This window comes from Burkholderia sp. Ac-20379, assembly GCF_017104645.1.
Lineage (GTDB): Bacteria > Pseudomonadota > Gammaproteobacteria > Burkholderiales > Burkholderiaceae > Burkholderia.
Genome location: NZ_JAAGPF010000178.1, coordinates 1 through 14,852, shown reverse-complemented (window position 1 = coordinate 14,852; position 14,852 = coordinate 1). Strand labels below are relative to the sequence as shown.

Annotated in this window: 14 protein-coding genes and 1 pseudogene; 6 read left to right on the top strand and 9 right to left on the bottom strand. The window is 70.1% G+C overall.

Annotated features, from left to right (window positions below; translation table 11 throughout):
• A pseudogene (locus G3N92_RS21120) lies at positions 1-360 on the top strand (PLP-dependent aminotransferase family protein); the annotation flags it as partial.
• Positions 361-465: 105 nt separating this feature from the next.
• Here the strand turns inward: G3N92_RS21120 and G3N92_RS21115 are convergent.
• The 3 genes from G3N92_RS21115 to G3N92_RS21105 all read right to left on the bottom strand — a co-directional run bounded on the left by G3N92_RS21115 (position 466) and on the right by G3N92_RS21105 (position 2,369).
• Complete coding sequence (locus tag G3N92_RS21115) at positions 466-831, bottom strand: DUF4180 domain-containing protein (RefSeq protein ID WP_206129527.1); 366 nt, start codon at positions 829-831, stop codon at positions 466-468.
• A 37-nt stretch (positions 832-868) separates the two neighbouring features.
• Entirely contained in the window at positions 869-1,249 is a 381-nt protein-coding gene (locus G3N92_RS21110; protein WP_206129526.1) for a hypothetical protein, read from the bottom strand.
• 214 nt (positions 1,250-1,463) lie between these two features.
• Positions 1,464-2,369: a LysR family transcriptional regulator gene (locus tag G3N92_RS21105; RefSeq protein WP_206129525.1), complete on the bottom strand. Its 906-nt coding sequence runs from the start codon at positions 2,367-2,369 to the stop codon at positions 1,464-1,466.
• A gap of 124 nt (positions 2,370-2,493) precedes the next feature.
• Between G3N92_RS21105 and G3N92_RS21100 the strand changes: the two genes are divergently transcribed.
• A complete protein-coding gene (locus tag G3N92_RS21100) occupies positions 2,494-3,795 on the top strand; it encodes an aspartate aminotransferase family protein (RefSeq protein WP_206129524.1) in 1,302 nt (433 codons plus the stop codon).
• A 132-nt stretch (positions 3,796-3,927) separates the two neighbouring features.
• On the opposite strand, the gene G3N92_RS21095 is transcribed toward G3N92_RS21100, so the two are convergent.
• Both G3N92_RS21095 and G3N92_RS21090 read right to left on the bottom strand, forming a co-directional pair.
• Positions 3,928-4,359 (bottom strand): organic hydroperoxide resistance protein, encoded by a 432-nt coding sequence (locus tag G3N92_RS21095; protein ID WP_206129523.1) that lies wholly within the window; start codon positions 4,357-4,359, stop codon positions 3,928-3,930.
• A 269-nt stretch (positions 4,360-4,628) separates the two neighbouring features.
• Complete coding sequence (locus G3N92_RS21090) at positions 4,629-5,105, bottom strand: Lrp/AsnC family transcriptional regulator (RefSeq protein ID WP_206129522.1); 477 nt, start codon at positions 5,103-5,105, stop codon at positions 4,629-4,631.
• 163 nt (positions 5,106-5,268) lie between these two features.
• Between G3N92_RS21090 and G3N92_RS21085 the strand changes: the two genes are divergently transcribed.
• Positions 5,269-6,435 (top strand): M20 aminoacylase family protein, encoded by a 1,167-nt coding sequence (locus G3N92_RS21085; protein WP_206129521.1) that lies wholly within the window; start codon positions 5,269-5,271, stop codon positions 6,433-6,435.
• Positions 6,436-6,469: 34 nt separating this feature from the next.
• Here the strand turns inward: G3N92_RS21085 and G3N92_RS21080 are convergent, their stop codons facing one another.
• The 3 genes from G3N92_RS21080 to G3N92_RS21070 form a co-directional block, all read right to left on the bottom strand.
• On the bottom strand, positions 6,470-7,210 hold the full coding sequence (locus tag G3N92_RS21080) for an isochorismatase family cysteine hydrolase (protein ID WP_206129520.1): 741 nt from the start codon (positions 7,208-7,210) through the stop codon (positions 6,470-6,472).
• Positions 7,211-7,320: 110 nt separating this feature from the next.
• Positions 7,321-7,911 (bottom strand): TetR/AcrR family transcriptional regulator, encoded by a 591-nt coding sequence (locus G3N92_RS21075; RefSeq protein WP_206129519.1) that lies wholly within the window; start codon positions 7,909-7,911, stop codon positions 7,321-7,323.
• An 83-nt stretch (positions 7,912-7,994) separates the two neighbouring features.
• Positions 7,995-11,036, bottom strand: a complete 3,042-nt coding sequence (locus G3N92_RS21070) for an FAD-binding and (Fe-S)-binding domain-containing protein (protein WP_206129518.1) — start codon at positions 11,034-11,036, stop codon at positions 7,995-7,997.
• 108 nt (positions 11,037-11,144) lie between these two features.
• Here G3N92_RS21070 and G3N92_RS21065 point away from each other — a divergent pair, with 108 nt between their 5' ends.
• From G3N92_RS21065 to G3N92_RS21055, 3 genes are all read left to right on the top strand, one after another.
• Positions 11,145-12,119 carry a LysR substrate-binding domain-containing protein gene (locus G3N92_RS21065; RefSeq protein WP_206129517.1) on the top strand — a complete coding sequence of 325 codons (975 nt, stop codon included), beginning with the start codon at positions 11,145-11,147 and terminating at the stop codon, positions 12,117-12,119.
• Positions 12,116-12,532 (top strand): hypothetical protein, encoded by a 417-nt coding sequence (locus G3N92_RS21060; protein WP_206129516.1) that lies wholly within the window; start codon positions 12,116-12,118, stop codon positions 12,530-12,532. Before G3N92_RS21065 ends, G3N92_RS21060 begins: the two co-directional genes overlap by 4 nt.
• A gap of 158 nt (positions 12,533-12,690) precedes the next feature.
• Positions 12,691-13,092: a DUF3597 domain-containing protein gene (locus tag G3N92_RS21055; protein ID WP_206129515.1), complete on the top strand. Its 402-nt coding sequence runs from the start codon at positions 12,691-12,693 to the stop codon at positions 13,090-13,092.
• 106 nt (positions 13,093-13,198) lie between these two features.
• On the opposite strand, the gene G3N92_RS21050 is transcribed toward G3N92_RS21055, so the two are convergent.
• Positions 13,199-14,785, bottom strand: a complete 1,587-nt coding sequence (locus G3N92_RS21050; protein ID WP_206129514.1) for an aldehyde dehydrogenase (NADP(+)) — start codon at positions 14,783-14,785, stop codon at positions 13,199-13,201.
• Between the last annotated feature and the right edge of the window lie 67 nt (positions 14,786-14,852).

The window sequence follows — 14,852 nt, the reverse complement described above, 5'->3', positions numbered from 1 at the left end:
AGCGGCGGGTTCGCGCGGCATCTGCGCGCGAGCCGGCAGGCCTACCAGCAGCGCCGCGACGCCGTGCTGGCGCGGCTGTCCGCCGAGGCGGGCGCGGCCGGGCGCTACGCCGTGTCGGGCGAACAGGCCGGGTTTCATTTCGTGTTGTGGCTCGATCCGGCGCGCGACGAGCGGGCGTTCGTGCGCGCGGCGGCGGCGCATGGCATCGCGTTGCAGGCGCTGGGCGATTACTGCCGGGAGGTGCGGCTGCCGCCGGCCGTGCTGGTGGGCTACACGGCGCTGACACTGGCGCAGACGCGCTACGCGGGGCGGAAGCTGGCGCGCGTGCTGGCCGGCAACGACGGGGCGGATGAAGCGTGAGGCGGACGCGCGCCGGTCGATGCCGCTTCGAGCGGTGTGACGGCCGTATCGAGATCGCGCGCGTGCCGGCGGGCAACGACGCGGCGGATCAGCGCGGAAGCGCGCTCAGAGCTCGGCTTCGATCCGGGCGACGGCGGCCTCGAGATCGGGCACGAAATACACTTGCCGACCGCGGTTGCTCTCGACGATGAAGTCGTGCAGCGGCCCGCTCGTCACGGCGGAGAAATCGCCGACGATCGCGAGCTTCAGGTGATAGTTGACGAACATTTGCAGCAGTTCGCCGGCCACGCCGGTGCGCAGCACGAGGAAATCGGGATGGAGGCAGGCCGCGTCGATCGCGATGCCGTCGAGATCGCGGTGGCCGTGGCCGAGCATCGTGTCGAGCGCGTCCTGGCGGCTGCGCACGGGCGCATCGACGCTGCGGACATGCACGATGCGGCTGGCGGGCCGCTCGATCAATCGGGCTTCCATGGAAACGCCTCCGGTGGCGGATTGCCGTTCGGGGATCTCAGGGATGGGGCGCGGAGGCGGCCGGGGCAGCCTGCACGGTGGCCGATGCGGCCGCCGCAGCCTTTTGCGCCTGCCGCTTCTTTCTCAGGCAGTTCTGCGTGACCAGCATCGTCGCCTGGTCGGGGTTCAGCAGCGTGGGCGCGCCGTAGATCGTCTCGATCGCATCGTCCACCGCCTGTGCGTCGGTGCCGTTGCCGTAGTACTTGTGCGATTGCGCGAGCGCCTGCGCCTTGGTCTTGTGACGCTTGCGCCAACCCGAGATCTGCGCGGCCACGTCGCCGACCGCGAAACAGCGGTCGTCGAACGCCTGGGCATGGGACGGGAGGGCCGGCAGCGCGACACAGCACGCGACGGCCAGGGACAAGACGGCTTGCTTCATCTGACATTCCTGTGGATCGGGAGCGCGCGGCGGGCTGGCGAGGCGGGCTGCCGATGCCGCCGTGCGCGAATCCGCACAGTCTATCGAAAAGCGCCTGCGCGAACGGCTGCCCGCCCGCCCCGGCGCGCGCCGGGCGGCCGAATTCGGCACAAATGCGGCGCAATGCCGCACGCTGGCCGATCGGCCGAGGCCGCACCGGCGGCGCGGCCTGCGTTCACAGCGCCGGCAACATGCCCCGGATATGCTCCGCGAACGCCGCCACCAGCGGCGAGGGCGGCGTTTTCGCCAGCTTCAGCGTGATCGCCACGGCGGGCAGCGCGGGCAGGCCTGGATCGCCGCCGAGGATCGTCAGGTCGGGCGGCACGGCCGTCTGGGTGATCACGGCGAACGCCTGCCCCGAGCGCACCAGCGCCGTCAGCCCGGCCAGGCTGCTGCTCGCGTAGGCGATCCGGTAGGCGCGGCCGGCGCGTTGCAGCGCGTCGCGGGCGGCGAGGTGGTCGAGCGTGTCGGGATCGGACAGCGCCAGCGGCAGCGGATCGAAATCGGCCGGCGCGAGGCCCGGGTAGCCGATCCAGACGAGCGGCTCGCGGCGGATGATCGCGTCGCCGTCCGGATCCGCGCGATCGGCATCGGCCTGCGCGGTTGCGCCAGGCGGCGCGGCCGCATCGGGCACCGACACCAGCGCGAGATCGAGCACGCGCTTGCCGAGCCGCTCGCGCAGGCGCGGCGTGGGCGCGCAGAACACCTCGACCTGCGCGTGCGGATGCAGGATCGAGAACTGCCGCAGCAGCGGCGGCAGGAACACGGTGGCGTAATCGTCGGGGCAGCCGAAGCGGATCGTGCCCGACAGCCCCTTGCCCGACAGGTCGGCCAGCGCCTCGTCGTGCAGCCGCAGGATGCGCTGCGCGTGCGCCAGCAGCCGCTCGCCGGGGTGCGTCAGCACCACGCCGCGCCCGGTGCGCTGGAACAGCGGCTGATCGACCGTGTCCTCCAGCCGGCGCAACTGCTGGCTCAGCGCCGATTGCGTCCGGCCCACGCGTTCGGCCGCGCGGCTCAGCGTGCGCACCTCGGCGATCGCGACGAAGCTGCGCAGCAAATCGATATCGAGCGTCCGGCTCACGGTCGGGGCTCCAAGGTATTAGGTATTCTTCTATCTGGAATTAAAACTATTAGATTCTATAAAACCAGATCGGCCTCTAGACTGCAAGTCGTCCGATTCACCGAACCCAGTCAGGAGCGCCACCGTGTCCCGCAATCAAGACGAGAAATTCTGGCAGCAGGCGAAACAGCATCTGATCCGCTACGGCGGCATGTTCGAGCCGATGATCGTCGAGCGTGCGCAGGGCAGCTTCGTGTACGACGCGGACGGCCGCGCGATCCTTGATTTCACGTCGGGCCAGATGAGCGCGGTGCTGGGCCACAGCCATCCCGAGATCGTCTCGGTGATCACCGAATACGCGGGCAAGCTCGATCACCTGTTCAGCGGCATGCTGTCGCGGCCGGTGGTGGATCTGGCGGCGCGCCTGGCCGACATCACGCCGCCCGGCCTCGACCGCGCGCTGCTGCTGAGCACCGGCGCCGAATCGAACGAGGCGGCGATCCGCATGGCCAAGCTCGTCACCGGCAAGTACGAGGTGGTCGGCTTCGCGCAGTCGTGGCACGGCATGACCGGCCACGCGGCCTCGGCCACCTACAGCGCGGGGCGCAAGGGCGTGGGCCCGGCGGCGGTCGGCTCGTTCGCGATTCCGGCGCCGTTCACGTATCGGCCGCGCTTCGAGCGCAATGGTCAGTATGACTATCTGGCCGAACTCGATTACGCGTTCGACCTGATCGACCGCCAGTCGAGCGGCAATCTGGCGGCGTTCATCGCCGAGCCGATCCTCAGCTCGGGCGGCATCATCGATCTGCCGCCCGGCTATCTGGCGGCGCTCAAGCGCAAGTGCGAGGAGCGCGGCATGCTGCTGATCCTCGACGAGGCGCAAACGGGCGTGGGCCGCACCGGCACGATGTTCGCGTTCGAGCGCGACGGCGTGACGCCCGACATCCTGACGCTGTCGAAGACGCTGGGCGCGGGCCTGCCGCTGGCCGCCGTGGTCACCTCGGCCGAGATCGAGGAGCGCGCGCACGAGCGCGGCTATCTGTTCTACACGACGCACGTGTCGGATCCGCTGCCGGCCGCGGTGGGCCTGCGCGTGCTCGACGTGGTGGCGCGCGACGGGCTGGTGGCGCGCGCGAACCTGATGGGCGAGCGCCTGCGCAACGGCCTGCTGGGCCTGATGGAGCGCTTCGACTGCATCGGCGACGTGCGCGGGCGCGGGCTGCTGCTCGGCATGGAAGTGGTCAAGGATCGCCGCACCAAGGAGCCGGCCGACGGGCTCGGCGCGAAGATCACGCGCGAATGCATGAACCTCGGCCTCAGCATGAACATCGTGCAGTTGCCGGGCATGGGCGGCGTGTTCCGGATCGCGCCGCCGCTGACGGTCAGCGAGGCGGAAATCGATCTCGGCGTGGAACTGCTGGGCAAGGCGATCGAAAAGGCGCTTTGATGCACGGCGCATGAGCCGTGCGCGGCCGGCCCGAACCGGCCTGACCCGATGTAAACGAAACGGGGCGGCAACCGTCGAAGGTTGCCGCCCCGCGTTGTTTGCGCCCGGCGGTGCGGATGCGGGCGCGGGCGATCAGCCGCGCGTGGTCGTCTTGACGTCGACGCTGGCCTTGATCGCGTTCGAATACGGGCAGATCGTGTGGGTGACTTCGGTCAGCTTCGCCGCGTCGGCCTCGGGCAGGCCGGGCAGGAACACGTCGAGTTCGGCCGTGATGCCGAAGCCGCCTTCCGAGCGCGGGCCGATGCCGATCGTCGCGGTGACGGTCGTGCCTTCGGGCACCTTGATCTTGGTTTGCTGGGACGCGACGCGCATCGCGCCGAGGTAGCAGGCCGAATAACCGAGCGCGAACAGCTTCTCGGGGTTGGCGCCGTCGCCGCCGGGGCCGCCGAGTTCCTTCGGCACCGTGAGCTGCAGCGCCATCGTGCCGTCGGCGAGTTCGGTCTTGCCGTCACGGCCGCCACCGGCCGCGGTGGCGGTGGTCTTGTACTTTGCATCGACTGACATAAGCTGCTCCTGTCTCGGGTTGGCAAAACGAGGGGGAAAAGCGGTGTTCATGCAAGCGCCGCCCATGTTAGGGGGCGACCGCGGTTTCGTCCAGCGCCGCGGGCCGGGTGGCCCGCGGGCGTTTCATGGCGCGCTGCGGCGCGCGCCCGCGCTGGCGAGACCGCCCGGTCTCGCCCGGGCTCGCTTCTCGCGCCCATGCCGGCGCGTCCGCTCGTTCCTTTCGCTCGCGCCCGCGGAGCAAGCCCCGGACCCGTCGCGCCGCGCCGCCGTCACGGTTCCTCGCCCACCGGCACATCGAGCCCCACCTTCACGCGATCCATGCTGACCAGCGTCTTGAAGCGCTTGACGTTGTTGTTCGAGAAGAACAACTGGCGCGTCAGTTCGTTGTACTGCTCCATGTGCTGGACCGACAGGATCAGCACGAAATCCCATTCGCCGGCCACGTAGTAGCACTGCTGGATCTGCGGGCAGCGCGCGAAGCTGCGCTTCATCGCGTCGAGCTGGTCGATCTGCTCGCTTTCCACTTCCACGTTGACGACGATTGTCAGCGGATGCCCGGTTTTCTCGGGCGAAACGATGGCCGTGTAGCGTTCGATCACGCGCTCGTCGGCCAGGCGGCGCAGGCGGCGGTTGACGGCCGCCGTGGAAAGGTTGACGCGCGTGCCGAGTTCGTTCTGCGGCGTTTGCGCGTCGCGCTGGATTTCGGCCAGCAGCTTGCGGTCGTAGGTGTCGAGGGGCGAGGTCATGGGAGCGGGGCGGGATCGCCCGGAATCGATAAAAAATTGCGCCGGTACAAGCGATAAAGCGACGGAATTCGCCGGGCGCAGAAATATTATTGTGCTCAACCTGTGCAGGACTCACAAGCATCCATCACGCATCAATCGGCTCGACGCATCGAGGACACGCCCCATGGAAGAACGTTCGTTACAAGCCACGCTGGCCGGCTGGCGCCAGCAATTCCATCGCTACCCGGAAACCGGCTTCGAGGAGGTGCAGACTGCCGATCGCGTGGCCGCCATCCTCGGCGCGCTCGGCATGGAGGTGCATCGCGGCATCGGCGGCACCGGGCTGGTGGCGAACCTGCGCGTGGGCAGCGGCACGCGCGCGATCGGCATCCGCGCCGAAATGGACGCGCTCAACATCGCCGAGCAGGCGCCGGGCCGCGCCTACGCGTCGTGCGTGCCGGGCAAGATGCATGCGTGCGGCCACGACGGCCACATGTCGATGGTGCTCGGCGCCGCGCAACTGCTGGCCGAGCGCCGCGATTTCGACGGCACCGTGCGCTTCATTTTTCAGCCCGCCGAGGAGCACGGGCGCGGCGCGAAGGCGATGATGGCCGACGGCCTGTTCGAGCGCTTTCCGGTGGAGGCGATCTTCGGCGCGCACAACATGCCGGGCATGCCGGCCGGTTCATTCGCGACGCGTGCGGGCGGCATCATGGCGAGCGAGGACAACTTCGTGATTCGCGTGCGCGGGCGCGGCACGCACGCGGCGCGCCCGCAGATGGGCGTCGATCCGATCGTGATCGCCTCGCAGATCGTGCTGGCGCTGCAAACCATCGTGTCGCGCAATCTCGATCCGGGCCTGCAGGCGGTGATCTCGTGCACCGAATTCATCACCGACGGGCTGCGCAACGTGATCCCGTCGAACGTGACGATCAAGGGCGACACGCGCAGCTACGCGAGCGACGTGCAGGCGATGCTGGCCGCGCGCATGCGCGAGATCAGCGAGGGCATCTGCCACGCGCACGGCGCGCGGTGCGAATTCGACTACACGCACGAGTTCGCACCCACCGTCAATTCGGAGGCCTATGTGCCGCTGGCCGTCGAGGCGGCCACGCGCGTGGCCGGCGCGGCCGCCGTCGATCCGAACGTGCAGCCGATGATGATCTCCGAGGATTTCGGCGCGTTCCTGCAGGCGGTGCCCGGCAACTTCGTGTTCATCGGCAACGGCGAGGCGGCGGGCCAGGGCGGCACGCCGCTGCACAACGCGTCCTACGATTTCAACGACGCGATCCTGCCGATTGGCGCGCGCTATTTCGCGGAGCTCGCGCGGCTGGCGTTGCCGCGCGGTTGAATCGCCAAGCCGGGGCGAGCGCCGCGTCGAACGCTCAGCGCGGCGCGGTTTCCGTCGCGGCCAGCGCCTCGACCGTCTGCGCCGTGGTCCACAGCGCATGCGCGAGGAAACGGTAGTTGATCAGCGCAGCCAGATAACCGTCGCCCTCGGGCACGCGCGGCCCGGCCGTGGCGTCGCGCACCACCACCACCTCGAAGCCCTGCTCGATCAGCTCGCGCAGATGCGATTCGATGCACAGGTTCGCGGCCATGCCCGCGAGCAGCACCTGCGAGACGCCGCGCTTGCGCAACTGCAGCGCGAGATCGTTGGTTTCCGGGCCGTACACCTTGTGCGGCGAGGCGATGATCGTTTCGCCGTCGAGGATGTAGGGCTTGTAGGCGTCGAGGAAATCGGCGCCCGAATGCTCGAAGCCGTCGAGCGTGGTCGGCCCCTTGCGCGCGAACATGCCGATCGCATGCATGGCCTTTTCGAGCGGGCCGCCAAACTGCCAGCCGTGATCGCACGGGTAGTAATAGTGCGGCGAGACGGCCACCACGATGCCGGCCTGCTTCGCCGTCCTGAACAGCGTTTCGAGGTGTTCCACCGTGCCGTTCTCGACGATGCTCTCGCCGACCAGCGGCCAGGTCACGCCGGCGGGGCTCAGGAAATCGTTCTGCGGATCGACCACGACGAGCGCGGCCTTGCTGCGGTCGAACCGGAAGCCGGTGGCGGGCAGGCCCGGCTCGGCGGGATCGTCGTAGGCGGGGTGGCGGTGCGGTTGCGTTGCGTGACTCATGCGAAGCTCCAGGGCAAGGAAGGGCGTTGCGGGAACAGCGAGGAACGGCGGCCGGTCATGCGGTTAAAAAATAAATGACCGGTCACCTTATTTTTGAGCCAAAAAAAAGCTCACCCCAACCAGCGGGCAAGCACCACTTTCTCGAATCGTTCGCAGGCCTTGCCGTTGCGCTCCACCTTGCTGCGCATCACGGCGCCTTCGTAGCTCTCCACCAGGATCGCGGCCAGCTCGTCCGCGTCGCTGCCCGCATCGAGCTCGCCTTGCGCCTGGGCCTCGCGCAGGCAATCGGCCAGCAGCGTTTGCCAGCGCCCGAGCAGGCGCTGCGCGGTGCGGCGCGCGTCGTCGTTCGAGGCGGCCAGTTCGAGCGAGAGATTGCCGATCAGGCAGCCGAGCGTGAAGCCCGAGGCGCGATGATCGTCGGTCAGTTGGCGGAAGAAGCGGCGCACGCGGGCCAGCGGCTTGCCGCGGCCCTCACTCAGCACGGCGCCGTGGCGCGTTTCGATCGATTGCCAGTAGGCGTCGAGGATCTCGCCCGCGAACGCTTCCTTGCTGTCGAAGTAGTTGTAGAACGAGCCCTTCGGCACGCTGGCCGCCTCTGCGATGTCCTGCACCGCGCAGCCGTTGAAGCCCTGTTCGTGCACGACGCGCTGGCCCGTGGCGATCAGGCGGAGACGGACTTCGGGATTGGGCGGGCGCGGCATGATGACGGGAGCGGACGATGACCGGTGGCGGTGGAATGCGTAGCAAGATAACCGGTCATCTATTCACTGTCAATCGCGCGCCGTCATGCCTGCCGATAGTGGGCCAGCAGCACTTCGACCGGATGGCGCAGGCGCTGGCCGGTCAGCCGCTCGGTCTGGCAGCGGCACGAATAGCCGGTGGCGAGCAGCTCGCCCTCCGCGTCGGCCGCCACGTGTTTCGCCCACGATTGCGAGAAGATCGTGGCCGAGGTGCCGCGATTGCGCGCCTCGTGGCCGTAGGTGCCGGACATCCCGCAGCAGCCGCTGGCCAACATCCGCAGCGTGAGGCCGGCCGCCTCGAACACCGGTTGCCACAGCGCGGCGGCGGCGCTCGCGTTGGTGCGCTCGGTGCAATGCGGCAGCAGCCGGAACGCCTGCGCCGGCGCAGGGCGCGGCGCTTGCGCACGCAACGCCTCGACGAGCCACTCCTGCGGCAGCCGCACCTCGGGCACCGCGCCGATCCCGTCGACCTTTCGGTATTCCTGACGATAGACGAGCGTCATCGCCGGATCGAGGCCCACCAGCGCGATGCCGCTGTCGGCCAGCGCGGCCAGATGCGCCGCGTTGCGCCGGGCCGCGCGCGCGAACCGCGGCAGGAAGCCCTGCACGTGCAGCGGCTTGCCGTTCGGCAGGAACGGCGCGACGAACACGCGATAGCCGAGCGCATGCGCGAGCGCGAGCCAGGCCGCGGCCACCGGCGTTTCGAAATAGCGCGTGAACGCGTCCTGCACGACGATCACGCTGCGCGCGCGTTCGGACTCGGACAGCGCGGCCAGCCGCTGCGGCGTGGCCGTTTCGGCCCGTGCCGCGCGCAGCGCGTCGGGCCAGGATGCATCGTGCAGCGCGGGCGCATCGACGATGCCCGCCGCGCGCTCGATCAGCGCCGCCACGGGCGCGGCGCGCAGCGCGGCGTTGTAGAGGCGCGGCAGGCCGGGCACGGCGGCCAACCGCGGCAGCGTGAATTCGAGCGAGCCGATCAGGTGATCGCGCAGCGGCCGCAGGTAGCGCGTGTGATAGCGCGCCAGGAAGCGCGAGCGGAATTCGGGCACGCTCACCTTCACCGGACATTGCCCCGCGCACGACTTGCAGGCGAGGCAGCCGGCCATCGCGTCGTACACCTCGTGCGAGAAATCGGTTTCGCCGCCGCGCCGGCGCAGGCTGTTCAGGGCGCGCACCGGCCACGCGGCGGCGCGCGGCTCGGCGGCGAGATCCGCGCCGGCCTCGGTCTGGCGGCGCAGCCATTCGCGCATCAGCGAGGCGCGGCCCTTGGGCGACTGCACGCGCTCGCGCGTGGCCTTCCACGACGGGCACATCGCGTCGTCGGGATCGAAGTTGTAGCAGGCGCCGTTGCCGTTGCAATGCACGGCGTCCGAGTTGGCCTGCCAGACGCGCTCGTCGATGCGCCGGTCGAGCTCGCCGCGCAGCGTGGTGGTGTCGATGCGCAGCAGCGCGGCTTCGCTGCCGGCCGGCGTGGCGATCTTGCCGGGGTTCAACTGGTTGTGCGGATCGAACGCGGCCTTCAGTTGCTGCAGGGCCGGGTAGAGCGGGCCGAAATACTCGGGCACGTATTCGGAGCGCACGCCCTTGCCGTGCTCGCCCCACAGCAGGCCGCCGTAGCGGCGCGTCAGCGCGGCCACCGCATCCGAGATCGGCCGCACCAGCGCGGCCTGCGCCGGGTCGCGCATGTCGAGTGCCGGGCGCACGTGCAGCACGCCCGCATCGACGTGGCCGAACATGCCGTAGCGCAGGCCGTGGCCGTCGAGCAGCGCGCGGAATTCGGCGATGTAATCGGCCAGATGCTCGGGCGGCACGGCCGTATCCTCGACGAACGGCTGCGGCCGCGCCTCGCCGCGCGCATTGCCGAGCAGGCCCACCGCGCGCTTGCGCATCGCATACACGCGCCGCACGGCGGCCTCGCCGTCCGCGATCGTGTGGCCGAGGCGCGTCACCTGCCGGTCGGCTTCGAGATGCGCGACGAACGCGGCCACGCGGGCACGCACGTCGGCCGCGTCGTCGCCGCTGAATTCGACGAGGTTGATGCCGTTCGCTTCGTCCTGCGAAGCGTCGCCGGCCGGGAAGAACTCGGCCACGCTCTGCCAGACGATGTCCTCGCGCGCGAGCCGCAGCACCGTCGAATCGACGGTCTCGATCGACAGCGGGCGATGGTCGAGCAGCGCGCGCGCATCGCGCAGCGCGTCCATGAACGCCGGATAGCGGATGTTGACGAGCATCGCGTGCTTCGGCTCCGGCAGCACGTTCAGCGTGGCTTCCACCACGAAGCCGAGCGTGCCCTCCGAGCCGCACAGCACGCTGTTGAGGTCGAAGCGGCCGTGCGCGTCGCGCAGATGCGCGAGATCGTAGCCGGTCAGGCAGCGGTTCAGCGCCGGGAACTGCGTGCGGATCCGCTCGGCCTCGCGCGTCTGGATGCCGTGCGCGGCGCGATGGACGCGGCCGATGGCGTCGTCGCGGCGGCACAGCGCGTCGAGCGCGGCGTCGTCCACCGGTGCGCTCGACAGCCGCTCGCCGCCGATCAGCACGGTGTCGAGCGCGAGCACGTGGTCGCGCGTCTTGCCGTAGGTGCAACTGCCCTGGCCGCTCGCGTCGGTGCTGATCATGCCGCCGAGGGTGGCGCGGTTCGAGGTCGACAGTTCCGGCGCGAAGAACAGGCCGTGCCGTTTCAGTTCGGCGTTGAGCTGATCCTTCACCACGCCGGCCTCAACGCGCGCGGTGCGCGCGACCGGATCGATCGCGAGAATCCGGTTCATGTGGCGCGACAGATCCACCACGATGCCCTCGGTCAGCGATTGCCCGTTGGTGCCGGTGCCGCCGCCGCGCGGCGCGACGGCCACCGCGCGAAAGCGCGGCTCGGCGAGCAGCCGGGCGATGTGCGCCACGTCGCCCGCGTGGCGCGGGAACAGCGCGGCGGCGGGGCGGCGCTGGTAGATCGAGTTGTCGGTGGCGAGCACGGTGCGCGTGGCGTCGCTGCGGTCGATCTCGCCCTCGAAGCCGGCTGCCCGCAATGCATGCAGGAAAGGATCGATGGCGGGCGCGGAGCGCGTGGCGACGGGAAGCCGGGCGATGGTCATGAGGGCGTCGCCTGAACGGCGCGATTTCGGTATCGTGGAGCCTCATTGTCGCGTTCGCGGCGGGCCTCGGCAAACGTATGTTCGTCGGGCAGATCATGAGGTTTATGAATGAATCACCGAAAACTCACGCCGTCGATGTCGCTGCTGCTGGCGTTCGAGGCCGCGGCGCGGCACGAGAGCTTCACGCGCGCGGCCGAGGAGCTGGCGCTGACGCAAAGCGCCGTCAGCCGGCAGGTGCAGGCGCTGGAGGCGATGCTCGACGTGGCGCTGTTCGTGCGTGAAGGCAAGCGCATCGCGCCCACCGACGCCGGGCGCGCCTACATGGCCGAGCTGGGCGATGCGCTGGCGCGCATTCGCGACGCGACGCTGCGCGTGCTGGCCTCCACCGCGCCGGCCACGCAGTTGCGCGTCGCCACGCTGCCCACGTTCGGCGCGAAATGGCTGATGCCGCGCCTGCCGCGGTTCTATCAGGCGCATCCGTCCTGGCAGATCGATCTGCATTCGCGGATCGGCCCGGTGGATTTCGCGGCGAGGGATCTCGACGCGGCGATCGCCGTGGGCGACGGCCGCTGGCCCGAGCTGATCGCACACCGGCTGCACGACGAGGAACTGGTGCTGGTCGGCAGCCCCGCCGCGTTGCCGGCGGCGTGGCAGGCGCGCGGCGGCCGGGCGAAACGCCGCGCCGCGCCGAGTGCCGAATGGCTGGCCGCGCAGTTGGCCCAACTCGCGCTGCTGCGCGTGCGCAGCTTTCCCGACGCGGGGCGCGTCTGGTGCGAGGCGCAGGGCGTGCCGCACGATGCGCTGCGCCCCGGCCCCAGTTTCGAGCTGACGTCGCACCTGATCCAGGCCGTGATCGCCGGGATCGGCGTGGCGCTCGTGCCGCGCATGCTGGTGGAGGAGGAACTGCGCGACGGGCGGCTCGTCAGCCCGTTCGCGCCGGTGCCGAGTTCGCGCGCCTACTTTCTTGTCTATCCGCCGCGCGTGGCGCAGCATACGGTGCTCGTGGCGTTTCGCGACTGGTTGCTGGCCGATCTGGGCCGGCAGCAGGGCGATGCGCCGAGCCGGCACAAGGAGCCTCGATGACCGAACCGACCGAATCACACGCAGCGCTTTCCGTGGCGGCGGACGGCGAACCCGCCATCGCCCCGCGCCGCCGTCATCTGCTGCTGACGAGCCTGCTGCTGTTGCTGGCGGCGATCGCCGTGGCGCTGGCCGGCGGCTTCGGCTGGATGACCGGGCAATGCCGCGACCTCGGCCTCGCGGCCGGCTGGACCGCGCTGTTCGCCGTGCTCGGCGTGGGCGGCGCGCTCGAGAACGCGCCGTTCGCGCTGCTCGGGCTGGCGGCGTGGGTCGGCCTGATCGCCGTGCTGCGCAATCGGGTGACATGGCGCGTGACGGGCACGCAGGTCTGGATCGCCGCGCTGCTGCTCTATCTGCTCGCCGCCACCGTCGCCTGGTTCGCGATGCCGGCCGATACGTGCCGGATCCACTTCTGAGCGGTAGCGCACACAACGGGCCGCAATGCCGGTCATTGCGCCGCACGCTTACCACTTTTGACATTTCTGTCACGACGAAGCGGTTACCATGGCGCGGGAGCGCGCGGCCCGACCGGCCGCGCGTGTTCTGTTTTCACGAACCTATCGGAGCACTGACCATGAGCATCTTTGGCGATATCGTGAACAAGCTGTTCGGCAAGGCCAAGCCTGACGCAGCACCGCCCGCGGCAGCGGCGCAACCCGATCCCGCAGCGGCCCAGGCCGCCGCGCCCGACGCCGCCCCGGCGCCGGCCCCGCTGTCCGACGTCGACGTGGCCGCCGTGCTCGACCAGCTCGTCAGCGAAAGCGGGCAAACGCTGAACTGGCGCGTGTCGATCGTCGACACCATGAAGGCGCTCGGCGTCGACAGCAGCCTCGATCACCGCAAGCAGCTCGCGCAGGAACTGAAGTACGACGGCGACACGAACGATTCGGCCAGCATGAACATCTGGCTGCACAAGAAGCTGATGCAGGCGCTCGCGGCCAACGGCGGCAAGCTGCCGGACGATCTGGCGAACTGAACGGCGCGCCGCCGGCTTTCATCGGCGGCATCGCAATGACAAAGGGCCGACGCGGCAGCGCGTCGGCCCTTTTTTCATGACGCCCGCGCCCGCGAACGGGCCGGCGTCACTGCTTCACGAGTTGGCCGTCGCGCAGCCGCCAGAGGCCGAGCGGGTTGGCATCCTGCAGCGCCTCGGGCAGCAGTTCGGCGGGCAGATCCTGATAGCAGACCGGACGCAGGAAACGGTCGATCGCCAGCGTGCCGACCGAGGTGGTGCGCGCATCGGACGTGGCCGGGAACGGGCCGCCGTGCACCATCGCGTGACACACCTCCACGCCCGTGGGATAGCCGTTCGCGAGAATCCGCCCGACCTTGCGCTCCAGCACCGGCAGCAGGCGCTTGGCCAGCGGATAGTCGGCCGGATCGAGCAGCAGCGTGGCCGTCAGTTGGCCTTCGATGCCGTCGAGGATGCCGAGCAGTTCGGCCTCGTCGCGGCAGGCCACCACGATCGACGCCGGCCCGAAGATTTCGTCGGCCAGGCCGTGATTCGCGGCGAACGCGGCGGCGGTGGTGCGATACAGCACAGGCAGCGCCGTGCAGACGTTCGCGTCGGCGATGCCGCTCGCCACCTGCGCCACGTCGGGCTGCTGCGCGCGCTCGTCGATCTGGCGGCGATAGGTGGCGGCGATGCCGGCCGACAGCATCGGCTGCGCCTGCTTGGCGGCGATGGCGGCCGAGGCGTCGGCCACGAACGCGTCGAGTTCGGGGCCGGCGATTGCGAGGATCAGGCCCGGGTTGGTGCAGAACTGGCCCGCGCCGAGCGTCAGCGAATCGGCGAAGCCCTGCGCGATTTGCGCGCCGCGTTGCTTCAGCGCGGCCGGCATCAGGAGCACCGGGTTGATGCTGCTCATTTCCGCGTGGACGGGGATCGGTTCGGCGCGCCTGGCCGCGATCGCCGACAGCGCGAGGCCGCCGCGGCGCGAGCCGGTGAAGCCCACCGACTTGATCGCCGGATGCGCGACCAGCGCCTCGCCCACCGTGTTGCCCTTGCCGATCACGAGCGAGAACACGCCTTCGGGCAGGCCCACGTCGGCCACCGCCTGCTGGATCGCGCGGCCCACCAGCTCCGAGCCGCCGAGGTGCGCCTCGTGCGCCTTGGCCACCACCGGGCAGCCGGCCGCGAGCGCGGACGCCGTGTCGCCGCCCGCCACCGAGAACGCGAGCGGGAAGTTGCTGGCGCCGAACACCGCCACCGGGCCGACCGGGATCTTGCGCGCGCGCAGGTCCGAGCGCGGCAGCGGCTTGCGCTCGGGCAGCGCGGAATCGAGCGTGGCGTCGAGCCAGCGGCCGTCGCGCACCACCGTCGCGAACAGGCGCAACTGGCCGCAGGTGCGGGCGCGTTCGCCTTCGAGGCGCGCCACCGGCAGCGCCGTTTCCAGATGCAGACGCTCGATCAGCGTCGGGCCGAGCGCCTCGATGCGTTCGGCGATCCGTTCCAGCAGCGCGGCGCGCGTGTCGAGCGGGGCGTTGCGGAACGCGTCGAACGCGGCGTCGGCGAGGCGGCAGGCGCGATCGACGTCGTCCGCGCCGCCGGGGCCGAATTCGGGTTCGATTTCCTGGCCGGTGGCCGGCACGAAGGCGCGCAGCGTGCCCTGCGCGCCGCGCACCGAGGCGGCGCCGATCAACATGTTTCCGGTGATGTCTTGCGTCATTGCGTCAATCTCCTGCAGGTCGATGAGTCGGGGCGGCGCGGCGAGCGGGCGTCGCGCACGGGATGGA

Bases quoted from the DNA above. Each gene is read 5' to 3' on its own strand.
- G3N92_RS21085 (WP_206129521.1), top strand. From the start codon at position 5,269: ATGGAAGAACGTTCGTTACAAGCCACGCTGGCCGGCTGGCGCCAGCAA.
- G3N92_RS21095 (WP_206129523.1), bottom strand. From the start codon at position 4,359: ATGTCAGTCGATGCAAAGTACAAGACCACCGCCACCGCGGCCGGTGGC.
- G3N92_RS21075 (WP_206129519.1), bottom strand. From the start codon at position 7,911: ATGCCGCGCCCGCCCAATCCCGAAGTCCGTCTCCGCCTGATCGCCACG.
- G3N92_RS21050 (WP_206129514.1), bottom strand. From the start codon at position 14,785: ATGACGCAAGACATCACCGGAAACATGTTGATCGGCGCCGCCTCGGTG.
- G3N92_RS21055 (WP_206129515.1), top strand. From the start codon at position 12,691: ATGAGCATCTTTGGCGATATCGTGAACAAGCTGTTCGGCAAGGCCAAG.
- G3N92_RS21070 (WP_206129518.1), bottom strand. From the start codon at position 11,036: ATGACCATCGCCCGGCTTCCCGTCGCCACGCGCTCCGCGCCCGCCATC.
- G3N92_RS21090 (WP_206129522.1), bottom strand. From the start codon at position 5,105: ATGACCTCGCCCCTCGACACCTACGACCGCAAGCTGCTGGCCGAAATC.
- G3N92_RS21115 (WP_206129527.1), bottom strand. From the start codon at position 831: ATGGAAGCCCGATTGATCGAGCGGCCCGCCAGCCGCATCGTGCATGTC.
- G3N92_RS21110 (WP_206129526.1), bottom strand. From the start codon at position 1,249: ATGAAGCAAGCCGTCTTGTCCCTGGCCGTCGCGTGCTGTGTCGCGCTG.
- G3N92_RS21080 (WP_206129520.1), bottom strand. From the start codon at position 7,210: ATGAGTCACGCAACGCAACCGCACCGCCACCCCGCCTACGACGATCCC.
- G3N92_RS21060 (WP_206129516.1), top strand. From the start codon at position 12,116: ATGACCGAACCGACCGAATCACACGCAGCGCTTTCCGTGGCGGCGGAC.
- G3N92_RS21065 (WP_206129517.1), top strand. From the start codon at position 11,145: ATGAATCACCGAAAACTCACGCCGTCGATGTCGCTGCTGCTGGCGTTC.